The following is a 12,717-nucleotide window of genomic DNA, read 5'->3' on the forward strand; positions in this document are numbered from 1 at the left end:
ATCACTGCGCTGCCTCCTTCTCCCCGTCATCATCATCTTTGGTGAGTTGTACCGAATATTCGTAGCCCTGCTCAATTAGAAACAGCTGTCTGCGAAGGGCGAAGTCCTGTTCTCTGGTTCCGTCTGTGACCAAGGTATAGAAGTATGCCCGATTGTCCCCGGACTTAGGCCGAAGGAGCCTTCCCAGGCGCTGGGCTTCCTCCTGTCTGGAGCCAAAGCTCCCCGACACCTCTATTCCTACTGAAGCATCTGGAAGATCGACCGCAAAATTGGCCACCTTGGATACGATCAATAGGGAAAGACTGCCGCTGCGGAAGGCACGGAACAATTCAATCCGCTTCTGCTGGGGCATACTTCCAGTGATTAAAGGAGCCTGAAGTTGCTCGGATAGATGCTTAAGCTGGCCCAGATATTGACCTATAATCAGTACTTGTCTGCCTGCATGAATTTCAAGCAGCTCCTTAACTACCTTCAGCTTTCCGGAATTTTCGGCAGCTATTCTGAACTTCTGTCTTCCTTCGGCTAACGAATACTTCGTTCGAAGGGGTTCGCTCATGGGTACACGAATTTCACAGCATTTCACCTGAGCTATCCAGCCTTCCTGTTCCAGATCTCTCCACGGCATCTCGTAGAGTTTCGGACCAATGAGCGAGAATACATCCTTCTCACATCCATCTTCCCGGACGAGTGTCGCCGTTAGTCCAAGTCGGCGTGTAGCCTGAATTTCAGCAGTAACTCGAAAGACAGGGGCGGGCAGCAGATGAACCTCGTCGTAAATGATCAGCCCCCAATCCCGCTCATTGAACAGCTTCATATGCTTGAAGCCATCCTCCTTCTTACTCCGGTGGGTCAATATCTGGTAAGTGGAGACCGTCACGGGTCGAACTTCTTTTCGATCTCCCGAATACTCTCCAATCTCCAGATCACTAAGCGTTGATTTGTTCCTAAGCTCCTGAATCCACTGCCTGACCGAAGTTACATTTGAAGTTAGAATCAGGGTCTCACGCTGAAGCTTGTCCATGGCAGCAAGTCCGATAACTGTCTTCCCGGCCCCGCAAGGGAGGACCAGAACTCCGCTTCCCCCCTCAGTTCCGTTGCTGCTTCCTATGAAAGCACTCACACTTTCGCATTGATAGGGCCGTAGGGAGAATGGAATCCCGGCTGCAATCTGATCTCGCAGCTTGAAAGACAAGGCTTGGCCGCTGTGGTAGCCAACTTCGTCCTGTACCGGATAACCAAGCCGGGTCAAGTCCTGTTTGAGAACCCCCCGATTCCTAACCGGAATCGTCAGCATGGTCTCCGTCACCCTCTTAAGCTCCCATTTCTGTACGGATTCAAGATTCATGATTTCATCCAGGAATTCCGGGGCTGTACTTTCCAGAACGAGCTCGCCCGGTTGTTCCATTGACTTACGCAGCCTTAATCTCCCATAGCGTGACAACCAGAGCGTTATCTCCTTTAATACTTGTCCTGGAACCTCCAACCTGGACATATCCCGGATTCGTTCCAATATTTCAGCAGCCTCTAGTCCTTGGGCCGCAGCGTTCCACATAGATAGAGGAGTAAGGCGGTAGGTATGAAAAGAAGCCGGGCTCTTCACCAGCTCCGCGAACCTGGAGAGCTCTCGTCTTGCTGCTTCAAAGCCAGGGTGTTCCTTCTCAAGAAGAACCGTGAAATCCCGCTGAACCAAGCATGCACCTGTTCCGTCCATACATACTTCCTTTCTTCCGTGTCACGGACTCTTTATCTTATTGCAGACAAAAAAAGCCCGCAGCTTATGCGAGCTTCCTGCTTCATCTATTAGGTTATCCAGAAATCGCCAGTAATTATTCGTCAGGTCTCACCCAAGTAAGACTCAGCGAGGGTAATCAACAGTCCAGCTGCGTACAGCATGGACTCTTCATCCAGATCGAACTTGGGATGATGGTGCGGGTACGAAGCCCCTTTGGCCGGATTTCCCGCCCCTACTAGCACAAAACAGCCCGGGATTTGCTGTACATAATAGGCAAAATCTTCAGCAGGCATAATCTTCGGAGAGACTTCTGCCCGAAGTCCGAAGGCATTCCCTGCCTCGCGGAAAAAGCGGTTCACCTCCGCCTCATGATTCACGAGCGGGGGATATCCCATGACATAATCGATAATCGCCTCTGTCCCGTATGCCTTGGCTGTCCCTTCTGCCATCTCCTCAATTCTTCTGCGAATGAGATGTCTGGTCTCTTCCTTAAAGCACCTGACAGTGCCCGACAGAACACAGTGTTCTGCAATAACATTCTGCACGGTTCCTCCCTGGATAGAACCGATGGTCACGACTGCAGGGTCCAAGGGATCTACAGACCGGCTGACAATCGTCTGAAGCTGCATGACGAGAGCGGCCCCTGCCACTACACTGTCAACGGCTGCGTGCGGCATGCCTCCATGCCCGCCTTGTCCTTTCATATCCACAAAGAACTCATCCGTTGAAGCCATTAGCGGTCCTGGGGCACTGGCAGCAGTGCCTACAGGAATCGGGGTCCATAAATGAACACCGTATATCACATCCGCTCCATCAATAGCTCCATCTTGAATCATCGCGACTGCTCCACCCGGACATACTTCTTCTGCCGGTTGAAAGATCAATCGGATCTCTCCCTGAAGCGTGTCCAGCCGCCTTGCGAAATACTCTGCAACCGCCAGGAGCGCGGAGGTATGGCCATCGTGACCGCAGGCATGCATGACACCCGGTATCTCAGACGCATAATCGCATACCTTCTCATCTTGGATGGGCAGAGCATCCATATCTGCTCGCAGTGCTACCGTTTTGCCGGGAAGCTTCCCCTTAATTACAGCGACTATCCCGTACCCGCCAACACCCGTTCTTACTTCAATACCAAGCCCCGTCAAAATACTTGCGACATAGGCCGACGTCTTCTCTTCTTTATAGGAAACTTCCGGATTCCTGTGCAGGTGACGCCTTCTCTTCACCATTTCCGGAAATAAGGACCTTACCAGCTCTAAATCTTTCACCCCAGCCACATCCTTCTCTTTGTTCACACTTTCACGTGTCATAAACCTGCTGCAATCATTGTAACACACACTATTCATCTGCCGAAAAGTCTTTTGCGTAAGGCCTTGAGAGTGCTTGCACAACTCCCGGAAACATACTATCATGAATGAATATACAGTATGTTAAGGGAGGACAATGACCCAATGATTTTTGAAAACACTGGTTTGGATGGTATTAAAAGCGATCTCGCTTATTTGGATGAATCCGCCGAGAAAGTAGGCTTCGTACGGTGGCAATGGGAATATTACCGCGCTACATATGATTATAAAATAGAAGACAACAATAGCGAATACTTCCTACGTATCAATACTCGCGCCCTTGAAGGCAAGCTCGAGCGTCCCGATACCGTCCTCGCTATTGAAGCCGTATACATGGGACGTGCGACCTTCCCCCATGGGCTCGAATATGAATCTCCAATTCCGTCTCAAGTTCTGAGCCAAGCGAATCAGAAGCTGAACGAACTCAAGAAACTGCTCGAGGCTTGAGGCCTGGGCTATGAATGATAACAAAACCACCCAGACCAGAAAAGGGACTCCTGACTTTCAATTACTTATTCTTACCCTGCTTATGGTGGGATTCGGTCTAGTCATGGTATTCAGCTCCAGCTCCAGCATTACCATAGTCAATTCTAAGTTTAATTTTGACGCGATGTACTTCACCAAGAAACAAATGATATTCGGTGCACTGGGACTGCTGAGCATGTTTGTTACTATGAACATACCTTATGCAAAATATAAGAAACTGTTTGTGCCTGTGTTCATAGTTACCTTAATTATGCTATTACTAGTCCCTTATATAGGACAAAATGTTAACGGTGCTAGAAGCTGGTTCGGTTTCGGTTCTTTTGGCGTTCAGCCTTCCGAGCTTGCCAAGATCACCATCATTCTCTATTTGGCAGCCCTCATCTCCAAAAAAGGAGAGCGGTTCCGCGATCTGCGCACCGGTTATATTCCCGTGATGCTGATCGTTGGTTTCGTAGCCGGTCTTATCATGCTTCAGCCAGATTTCGGCTCCTGCGTTATTCTCGTCGCTACAGCAGGACTTGTCGTATTTGCTGGTGGCGCCAATTTGAAGCATATCCTTGGCTCCCTGGGGCTACTTGTGCTCGGGGCAAGCATTGTGCTTGGCGCCCAGTATTTGTTCGACAAGATCAGTGATCATGATAATCCAAAGGATTATAAGGCAGGCCGTATTCAAGCCTACCTGGATCCCTTGGAGGATCCTCAAGGGGTAAGCTATAACCTCGTCCAATCCTTGATTGCCATCGGGCATGGTGGGGCTACTGGGACCGGATTTGGTCAAAGTATCCAGAAGCTTCACTACCTCCCGAATCCTTATAATGACTTTATTTTCTCGGTCATCGGCGAAGAATTCGGATTCATTGGAACCCTGCTATTTTTATTGTTCTATATTTATTTCATATGGCGAGGGATTCTTGTCTCTGTTAGGTGTCCGGATACTTTCGGTACCTTGGTTGGCGTGGGTATTATGGGACTCATTGCGATTCAGGCCTTCATCAATATAGGTGGGGTAACCAATACGATACCGATTACGGGGGTCACTCTTCCGTTTATCAGCTATGGCGGTTCTTCCTTAATGGTGATGATGGCAAGCATGGGTATTGTACTGAGTATTTCCAGACAATCCAATCTGCCGGTCAGTCAAGAGCGCACCAAATCCGTCGTAGTCAAACAGGCCGTATCCGAAAGACCTGCCAGAAGAAGCTTTAGCCGATAATCAAAAAGACTGACCCAAAGCAGATTCCTGCTTGGGCCAGTCTTTTTGGTTCGTGATAACTATTTATGTAACTTAAGTCTGCAGGACGTATGGCAGCCTACATCTCATCATCTTTGAAGGCTACACCCTCGACCTTGATGTTAACTTCAACAACATGCAGGCCAGTCAAGCTCTCTACCGCAACACGGACATTCTGCTGAAGCATGCGGCACACCTCGTGAATCGGGGTCTCATATAGAACGATGATCCGCAGGTCAATAGCGGCTTCCAGTTGGCCTACCTCAACGGTGACGCCCTTCTGTACGTTCTTTCCGCTAAGTCGTTTCCCCCAGCCTTCAGAAAGTCCACCGCTCATGGCAGCGATGCCTGGAGTTTCCAATGCGGCCATGCCCGCAATTTTAGACACTACATCATCCGAGATTCGAATGGTCCCTAATTCAAGCTGCAACTGCTCGGTCATGGTCATTCCTCCTCCAAAAATCTAATTATTTCTAATTGTAATAGGTGCCGGGTTTGAATGCAACTATGGACCAATCTTCCATCTTCCGTTTATAATACGGATTGAACTCCTGCGCAGCACCATACATTTCTCGTTTATATTGGGTACAATAATGGTTATATTGATTTTGTACTCTTATAAGCAAATAACTTAAAGTCGAGGTGTCTTTTTTGAAAAAGTATTGGTTTCCAAGCTTGCTTATCCTTACTTTCCTGCTTAGCGCCATCGGTCATTATGCCGACTGGAACCCTACCCTGCAATTTGTGATTTCCGCCATCGCGGTGATCTTTGTTGCCGGATTTCTTGGAAAGGCCACAGAAAGTGTCTCCCACTATGCGGGACAGCGTCTTGGAGGATTTCTGAATGCGACCTTCGGGAATGCGGCCGAGCTGATTATCGGGATTCTCCTGGTCAGCAACGGACAATTTGAGATCGTGAAAGCCAGTATCACAGGCTCTATTATCGGGAACCTGCTGCTTGTGCTTGGACTTAGCCTTTTTGCCGGGGGGCTTAAATACAAGATTCAGAACTTCAATGTCTCCCTTGCCGGGCTTAACGGTTCCTTGATGATTCTCGGAATTATCGCTTTATTCGTACCGGCTATTTTCCTGAATACTCATGCGTTACAAAGTGAAGACAAGAATGTGGTCAGCCTTGTCGTAGCTGGGATTCTGATTGTAGCTTACCTCTTGTGGCTTGTGTTCTCCATGATTACACATAAAGACTATCTGGCCGATGTAACGGAAGACAGTGAGGAACAGCTTCCCCATGAGCACGCACCGATGTGGTCTAAAGGCAGATCCATTGTATACCTGATTGTCGCTACGGTCATGGTGGCTTTTGTCAGTGAGTGGCTGGTACATACTTTGGATACGTTTACTGAGAAATTTGGGCTGAGTGAAATCTTCGTCGGCGCCTTTGTTGTCGCTATCGTCGGTAACGCAGCTGAACACAGTGCAGCCATTATGCTGGCGATGAAGAACAAGATTGGGGCTTCAGTTGAGATTGCCATCGGCAGCAGCTTGCAAATCGCTCTCTTCGTAGCGCCCGTTCTGATCTTCGTCAGCCATATCCTTGGACGTCCTATGGATATTGTCTTTACAGTCATAGAGCTTGCAGCCATTGGGGTATCCGTCTTTATTGCCAAATCGATTACACAAGACGGATCTACGAACTGGTATGAAGGACTCTTACTTCTAGCTGTATACGGTATTCTCGGAGTATCCTTTTATCTGGTATAGAGATCAAAGCACACAAATAAAGCGTATGTCCGGTTGGGACCGGATCATACGCTTTATTTGTGTGCTTCTATGTATGCCTATCCTGGGACAGGCCTACTCTTTAGTATTCAAGGCTTCATAAAGAACGGCCAGATTGCGCTCCAGCTTGCTTAAGATTTGTTTGCCCACCAGAGAATTAACCAGTCCCGCACGGACGGCGAAATCAACCTCTTTCGAGAATCCGAACATCTGGGTATCAAGCACTTCCTCATATAGAGGGCAATAACGTGTTGCCAGATTCTCCATCTGCACTTCAATTAGCTTCTCTATTTTATCTGCGTCTTCCTGCAAAAGACTCAGCGCTTTCAAATTCAACTGTTCCTGCAAATCAGATGAAGTCATGCTATCTCCCCCCCTGTGTACAAAATCATCAGTCTGACCATATTATTATACTTACTTTACTTAATATTAGACGAAAATGAACACCAATACAAGAACCTCACAAAATAATAACCGCACAGGAAGAGACAGGGGTATACTGTGGACAAAAAAACACTCCTGCCATCAGGCAGGAGTGCTGCGGTTCCAAGTCTATTCTTCGACTACTTGAACCTTAAGACCATGCTTCGCAAAAGCTTCGGATACTGCAGCTTTAGCTTCTTCCGCGTCCGGTCCATGAACATGAAGCTCATAGCTTTCGGAGCTAACCAATGTGGTGAACAGACCTAGAATACTCTTAACATCAATATACTTGTTCTCCGCTTGAAGCACGATTGAAGAAGTAAATCTTCCTGCTGTTTGTGCAATTTCTACAACCGCTGCATTATTGTTCGCCATGGAATGTCCTCCGTTTTCTATTTATATTAATATATGTTCATGATACCTTGAATCCGCTTACCAATCAAGGATAAATCTCCTTACTTCAAGTTCTCCGGATTTAAAGGCGTAAGTTCTGGAATTACGAACAGTCCATCCTTTCGGATCAGCTGGTCATCAAAGTATATTTCTCCGCCTCCATAATCCGGACGCTGGATCTGCACAAGATCCCAGTGAATGGAAGACCGGTTCCCATTATCCGCTACCTCATAAGCCTGCCCAGGAGTAAAGTGGAAGCTTCCGGCAATTTTCTCATCAAAGAGCGTATCCTTCATCGGATGAAGGATATACGGGTTGAAGCCGATGGCGAATTCACCGATATAACGGGCGCCTTCATCCGCATCCAGAATCGCGTTAATCCGGGCCGTGTCATTGCTCGAAGCTTCAACAATTTTCCCATTCTCAAAACGGAACTTGATGTTCTCGAACGTCACCCCGTTATACAGACTTGCTGTATTAAAGCTGATTGTACCATTGACCGAGTCACGAACGGGCGCTGTGTAAACTTCGCCATCAGGAATATTATTCTGTCCGGAACATTTAATTGCCGCAATACCCTTGATGGAGAAATGGAGATCAGTCCCTTCCGCCACAATTCGCACTTTATCCGTGCGGTTCATGAGTTCCGCTAATGCGTCCTGGGCACGATCCATCTTGGCATAATCCAAATTACATACCGAGAAGTAGAAGTCCTCGAACGCTTCAGTGCTGGTATTGGCAAGCTGAGCCATACTCGCATTAGGATACCGCAAAACCACCCATTTGGTATGCTTAACACGCTGTTCGCTATGTACAGGATGAGAATATAACGAGTTGTATAATTTCATCTTTTCTTCTGGCACATCGGCCAGGTCATTAACATTCTCTCCGGCCCGAATCCCGATATAGCACTGCATCTGCTTCATCCGATTCAGATCAATTTCAGCCCAAGTCTGAATCTGCTCTTTGTTCCCATATTTAAGCATGGCCCGCTGAACGGTTTTATCCGTTAGCTGCACAAATGCATTCCCGCCTTTTTTGCCTACTTCTTCAACGAGGGCATTCAATAAGTCCCGTTCTGTGCCTATCATTTCAATAAGCACATTCTCGCCTGGCTGAACGTTAACGGAGTAGCCTACTAAGTTCTTGGCGAGCTGCCCAATTCTTGGATCACGCATTTCTTGTTCCTCCTCATAAGCTGCTTTAATTTAACAATGGTCGATTCTTGTCTATTGTAGCATTTTGGTGATATGAAGTCAGCTTAACCTAGGAAATTCACATCATTTAAAGCTGCAGTCCGTAACCAGTGTCTCAGGCTTATTTAAGTTGGAGTTTCCCGGAAAGCTAATTTTATTATTGGAGGTAAGACGGATCGGCAGACCCGTTCTTTTGTCTACAGTCAGATGGTACACCGTCCCCACCTCTGCCCGGTCCAGCTTTTCTGACATTTTGCGGTTTCTTTGACTCCACAAATTCTGGACTTCTCGATTTAAGGCCGTCCGAGCAGAGGGAGACAATTGCAGCAGCTGGCTATCCCGTGAATAGTTACTAAGTACAATGTTCATCTCATCATTCAGCTGTCTGCGGAGCAGCATCTTGGCTTCCTCCGGTGCAAGTTCAACCCGCAGCACCTTCGTTCCTCTGGCAGCTCCACTTTCAAGTCGGATGGTCTTAGACTTGGTATCATGAATCTCTTCAAGCTGTGCAAGAGGATTGATCCGGGTAAGCGGCTGGGATACGCTCATTCCCTGGTTCTCACTCAGAGCAACCCACCTTCTGCCTTTCAGGTGAAACGTGGCAAGGCTTCGCTGTGACTTAGCTTCTGCCGTTTTCAAGTTGGAATTCTCCGTCTTGGCGGGTGAATCCGCGGTTAACGTTAGAACCTGGTGATTTTGAAGCTCTCCCGAGAATGCCACGCTGCCCTCAGGCTGGAGCTGGTCCGCCTTTAACAGCACCGTTGTACCCTTGAAACTCAGCGTATCGCTTCCTGCCAACCCTGCCCAGGTCAAGTCGAACCAATCCTGTGCGGACCTCGGTCCAGAACATGAAGTACTAAGCAGCATCATAACCATGATCACTGAAGCTCTACGTATAACTGTTCTTTTGATCATACTCCCCACACCTTTCATCCCTGAACGAATAAAAGCTACTCCTAATTTCTCCTACAAAGAGTAACTTATACAGGGGACAATGCCAGCAATGCAAAAGAACACCCTGTAGGTGTCCTTGTGGAAATGCTATAGACTTATTAAATATTCCTGCCAATGCGGGTCTGGTTCCGGCCATTGTTCTTGGAGCGATATAGTGCCATATCTGCCCGGTAAAATAGCGACTCTACACTAATCTTGTCATCCTTACGATTCCAGTTGGATACTCCGCACGATACAGTAACCCGAGGTTTCGTCTCAGCGGCTACCCGTTCACGAATTCTCTCAGCCAATTGATAGCCTTCCTCCAGCTCCGTACCTGGCAAGTATACGGCCAATTCTTCCCCGCCCCACCGTGCGCTTATATCGATCTTGCGAACTGTGGATTGAATGATATTGCAGACCTGCTTCAGAATTTGATCACCGATCTGATGACCGTAAGTATCGTTAACCTGCTTGAATTTATCAATATCTACCACGATCAGTGAACCCTTGGTATCCCTGCGTTGGAACTCCAGCAGCTTATCGTCCAAATAATGGCGGGCGTACAATCCTGTCAGCATATCCCGATTAGCCATTCGCCGGACTTCTGCATGCAGAGATGCATTCGCAATAGCCAGTCCAATGTGTGTGGCCAGCACCTGAAGGAGCTTATAATTCTCATAGGAAAAATAATGTGAGCGGGTGTGCGTCAAAAGAATCGCACCGCTGACTTCCCCGCGGATCATTAATGGGACACCGATCAGAGAACTCGAACCAGTCTCCTCCATCAGCTTGGAATATACTCGTCCATAGTTATGATAATCCGAAAGGATAATAGGCTCTTTTGTAGCATAGACCAATCCGCAAAATCCGCAGTCTCTGGGGAAGATCTCCTTAGTCAGGGAAGCCACGTTTGTGGATACCATTTCAAAAAAATCTTTATCTTTATCAAGCTGGGAGATACAGCAATATTCAGCACCGAATATATGCAATAGCTCTTCCCTCGCAAATTTAAATACCTCTTTCAGCTGCAGGCTCTGACTTAACTGTTGGGTCAATTCATTGATCAACCGAAGCTCATGGATGAGCTGGTTAGACTGTTCGTATAATTTGGCATTCTCGAATGCGGTTCCAGCAGTATCAGCTAGCATTCCGACTAACTGGATATCCGCTTCTTCAAATTGTTCAGAAGGAATGATCAAATGAAATACCCCATAGACTCCCTGCTTACCGCTTAGTGGAACTGCAATTTCAAGATACCCTTGTCCATGCTCTGTCTGGAAACAGTTACGAAGCAGCCTTCCTTCCATAAAAGCCTGCACACAGAGCCGCCTTGTCTCTCCCTGCAGCTGAAGTGACTTTACCCTTGAATTAGAACTCTGATGATCCTGGGACATCAGGATTTCCAGACGAGCATTCGGGTATACCCTGACAATGCTGTCCAGCACTTCATTAAGCACAGCATCGACATCTATCTTGTCCTGAAGCCTCTGTACAATTTCGACCAGGAAGGATCTCCTCAGAGTTTCTCGTTTGGCCTGTTCTTGTATCGCGATGAAATCTTTGAAGAATGTATTCTCGAACCTGCGGTAGAAGCATGCGCCAAAATGATGCTCTGCAATGCCCATAATCTGTGCGGCAAATGTGATCTCTTCAGACGTGCCTTCAATGATACACCCGATCACCGAGAATACTTCAGCCTTGCTTTTTGTACGAATGGGAATCGCTGCTGCGACAACATTGTGTTCTGCCACAGCATCTTTACACAGACTTATCGTTGTTGTCTTACCGGTGTCAAGACAAGCTCGCATCGCTTGGTACATACCTTCATTCCACTTACTTAGGCTAGTCTCATCTTCGCTGTGTATGACTTCCGCTGACCAATCCGCAAGCAGCCATGAGAGCTGGCCGCCGCCTTGAAACGAGGACACCGCAGGAATCCAATCCTTAAATACAGACCGCAATAGAGGAGATAAGTAAGGAAAATCATGTTCCGTAATATCCAGCTGCTCCAGCCAGGCGATCTCATTGGAGTGAACGAACAGTTCTGAAGATGGGGAAGGTAGCTTGCTAATCACCGGGTCCTCTCGTGGATGTTCTGCCATAGGGGGCTCCTTCTGCACCGCACATCGTCGGCTTAATGGTAACCTTTACATATGCTCAACAACAACTTCTTCTAAGGGTATAATAGAAAATAAATATATAACTGTATTCTACTATTATCATCTGCTTTTTGCACCTAAAATTCATGGTTTTGACCCATGTTTTTGGTGCAAAAGCCCTATCGACAAAAATCATCTTTTTCAAACAAAAACTTCGCCTTGACTTTATATACTAACTTCATATAATATTTATTGTTGATGAAGACTGGATAGAGTCTTACCTTAGGGCGTAAAATTGTGTCACCCTCACGGCTTTTGTTGCTGACTGGACAGCGGCTGAACTTTTCGGTCAGTAGAGCGGATTATTCTTCTATCCCCCCGCTCGACAAACAAAACCGGCGCAAGTGTAGCCCCACCTAAAATTTAATTTATGAAGGAGTCTACTATACAATGGCACGTTACACTGGTCCTAAATTTAAACTCAGCCGTCGTCTCGGCATTTCCCTGAGCGGCACAGGCAAAGATTTGAAACGCCCTTTCCCTCCGGGTCAACATGGTGCAAACCAACGGAGAAAAGTAAGTAACTACGGAATGCAGCTTCTTGAAAAGCAAAAGCTTCGCCACATGTACGGCTTGGGCGAGAAGCAGTTTAAAACTCTCTTCTCCAGAGCACACAAAATGCAAGGTATCGCCGGTGAAAACTTCATGTTCTTGCTGGAGTCCCGTCTGGACAACCTTGTATACCGTCTTGGTTTCGCTAACTCCCGTGCTGGTGCCCGTCAATTGGTATCCCACGGACATATCACAGTTAACGGCAAGAAAGTGAACATTGCTTCTTACCTCGTGAACCTGGGTGATGTAATCAGCCTTCGCGAAAGAAGCCGCGGCCTTTCCTCCGTTAAAGAAGCTTTGGAGAACCGCAACCACCTTCCAGCTTACCTTGAATTCAACGATACTGCCCTTGAAGGTAAGTACATCCGTCTTCCAGAGCGTTCTGAGCTCTCCCAAGACATCGATGAGAAACAAATCGTCGAATTCTACAACCGTTAATATTCAACCACCAACCGGTCCTGGTCTGCAAAGACTTCGGCCGGTTTTTTTATGTCTAATTATACTTGTACATACAAAAAAG

12 protein-coding genes are annotated in these 12,717 nt (G+C 47.3%); 4 read left to right on the forward strand and 8 right to left on the reverse strand.

Translation table 11 applies throughout. The annotated features are described in order from the left end of the window. Window position 1: 1 nt before the first annotated feature. Complete coding sequence (locus EJP77_RS04565; RefSeq protein WP_127197960.1) at window positions 2-1,711, reverse strand: DNA repair helicase XPB; 1,710 nt, start codon at window positions 1,709-1,711, stop codon at window positions 2-4. 122 nt (window positions 1,712-1,833) lie between these two features. Next, window positions 1,834-3,045, reverse strand: a complete 1,212-nt coding sequence (locus EJP77_RS04570) for a M20 metallopeptidase family protein (RefSeq protein ID WP_127197961.1) — start codon at window positions 3,043-3,045, stop codon at window positions 1,834-1,836. A gap of 141 nt (window positions 3,046-3,186) precedes the next feature. Here EJP77_RS04570 and EJP77_RS04575 point away from each other — a divergent pair, with 141 nt between their 5' ends. Both EJP77_RS04575 and ftsW read left to right on the forward strand, forming a co-directional pair. Then, the gene (locus EJP77_RS04575) at window positions 3,187-3,528 is read left to right on the forward strand and encodes a YugN family protein (protein WP_127197962.1); all 342 of its coding nucleotides are present in this window, start codon (window positions 3,187-3,189) and stop codon (window positions 3,526-3,528) included. 10 nt (window positions 3,529-3,538) lie between these two features. Then, window positions 3,539-4,780: a putative lipid II flippase FtsW gene (gene ftsW, locus EJP77_RS04580; RefSeq protein WP_127197963.1), complete on the forward strand. Its 1,242-nt coding sequence runs from the start codon at window positions 3,539-3,541 to the stop codon at window positions 4,778-4,780. A 97-nt stretch (window positions 4,781-4,877) separates the two neighbouring features. On the opposite strand, the gene EJP77_RS04585 is transcribed toward ftsW, so the two are convergent. After that, window positions 4,878-5,240, reverse strand: a complete 363-nt coding sequence (locus EJP77_RS04585; RefSeq protein WP_127197964.1) for an Asp23/Gls24 family envelope stress response protein — start codon at window positions 5,238-5,240, stop codon at window positions 4,878-4,880. 209 nt (window positions 5,241-5,449) lie between these two features. Here EJP77_RS04585 and cax point away from each other — a divergent pair, with 209 nt between their 5' ends. Next, window positions 5,450-6,520, forward strand: coding sequence for a calcium/proton exchanger (cax, locus tag EJP77_RS04590; RefSeq protein WP_127197965.1), 1,071 nt, complete (start codon window positions 5,450-5,452; stop codon window positions 6,518-6,520). Window positions 6,521-6,613: 93 nt separating this feature from the next. Here the strand turns inward: cax and EJP77_RS04595 are convergent, their stop codons facing one another. The 5 genes from EJP77_RS04595 to EJP77_RS04615 form a co-directional block, all read right to left on the reverse strand. Further along, window positions 6,614-6,901 carry an Fpa/YlaN family protein gene (locus tag EJP77_RS04595; protein ID WP_127197966.1) on the reverse strand — a complete coding sequence of 96 codons (288 nt, stop codon included), beginning with the start codon at window positions 6,899-6,901 and terminating at the stop codon, window positions 6,614-6,616. 189 nt (window positions 6,902-7,090) lie between these two features. Further along, complete coding sequence (locus EJP77_RS04600; RefSeq protein ID WP_127197967.1) at window positions 7,091-7,336, reverse strand: HPr family phosphocarrier protein; 246 nt, start codon at window positions 7,334-7,336, stop codon at window positions 7,091-7,093. A gap of 80 nt (window positions 7,337-7,416) precedes the next feature. Continuing rightward, entirely contained in the window at window positions 7,417-8,532 is a 1,116-nt protein-coding gene (locus EJP77_RS04605) for an aminopeptidase (protein ID WP_127197968.1), read from the reverse strand. Between the two features lie 102 nt (window positions 8,533-8,634). Next, window positions 8,635-9,465, reverse strand: coding sequence for a hypothetical protein (locus EJP77_RS04610; protein ID WP_127197969.1), 831 nt, complete (start codon window positions 9,463-9,465; stop codon window positions 8,635-8,637). A 137-nt stretch (window positions 9,466-9,602) separates the two neighbouring features. Beyond that, a complete protein-coding gene (locus EJP77_RS04615; RefSeq protein WP_127197970.1) occupies window positions 9,603-11,588 on the reverse strand; it encodes a sensor domain-containing diguanylate cyclase in 1,986 nt (661 codons plus the stop codon). A 447-nt stretch (window positions 11,589-12,035) separates the two neighbouring features. Here EJP77_RS04615 and rpsD point away from each other — a divergent pair, with 447 nt between their 5' ends. After that, window positions 12,036-12,635 (forward strand): 30S ribosomal protein S4, encoded by a 600-nt coding sequence (gene rpsD / locus EJP77_RS04620; protein ID WP_127197971.1) that lies wholly within the window; start codon window positions 12,036-12,038, stop codon window positions 12,633-12,635. Window positions 12,636-12,717 lie beyond the last annotated feature (82 nt).

The sequence above is a fragment of the Paenibacillus zeisoli genome, assembly GCF_003994465.1.
Lineage (GTDB): Bacteria > Bacillota > Bacilli > Paenibacillales > Paenibacillaceae > Fontibacillus > Fontibacillus zeisoli.

Bases quoted from the DNA above. Each gene is read 5' to 3' on its own strand.
- EJP77_RS04565 (WP_127197960.1), bottom strand. From the start codon at position 1,711: ATGGACGGAACAGGTGCATGCTTGGTTCAGCGGGATTTCACGGTTCTT.
- EJP77_RS04570 (WP_127197961.1), bottom strand. From the start codon at position 3,045: ATGACACGTGAAAGTGTGAACAAAGAGAAGGATGTGGCTGGGGTGAAA.
- EJP77_RS04575 (WP_127197962.1), top strand. From the start codon at position 3,187: ATGATTTTTGAAAACACTGGTTTGGATGGTATTAAAAGCGATCTCGCT.
- ftsW (WP_127197963.1), top strand. From the start codon at position 3,539: ATGAATGATAACAAAACCACCCAGACCAGAAAAGGGACTCCTGACTTT.
- EJP77_RS04585 (WP_127197964.1), bottom strand. From the start codon at position 5,240: ATGACCGAGCAGTTGCAGCTTGAATTAGGGACCATTCGAATCTCGGAT.
- EJP77_RS04595 (WP_127197966.1), bottom strand. From the start codon at position 6,901: ATGACTTCATCTGATTTGCAGGAACAGTTGAATTTGAAAGCGCTGAGT.
- EJP77_RS04600 (WP_127197967.1), bottom strand. From the start codon at position 7,336: ATGGCGAACAATAATGCAGCGGTTGTAGAAATTGCACAAACAGCAGGA.
- EJP77_RS04605 (WP_127197968.1), bottom strand. From the start codon at position 8,532: ATGCGTGATCCAAGAATTGGGCAGCTCGCCAAGAACTTAGTAGGCTAC.
- EJP77_RS04610 (WP_127197969.1), bottom strand. From the start codon at position 9,465: ATGATCAAAAGAACAGTTATACGTAGAGCTTCAGTGATCATGGTTATG.
- EJP77_RS04615 (WP_127197970.1), bottom strand. From the start codon at position 11,588: ATGGCAGAACATCCACGAGAGGACCCGGTGATTAGCAAGCTACCTTCC.
- rpsD (WP_127197971.1), top strand. From the start codon at position 12,036: ATGGCACGTTACACTGGTCCTAAATTTAAACTCAGCCGTCGTCTCGGC.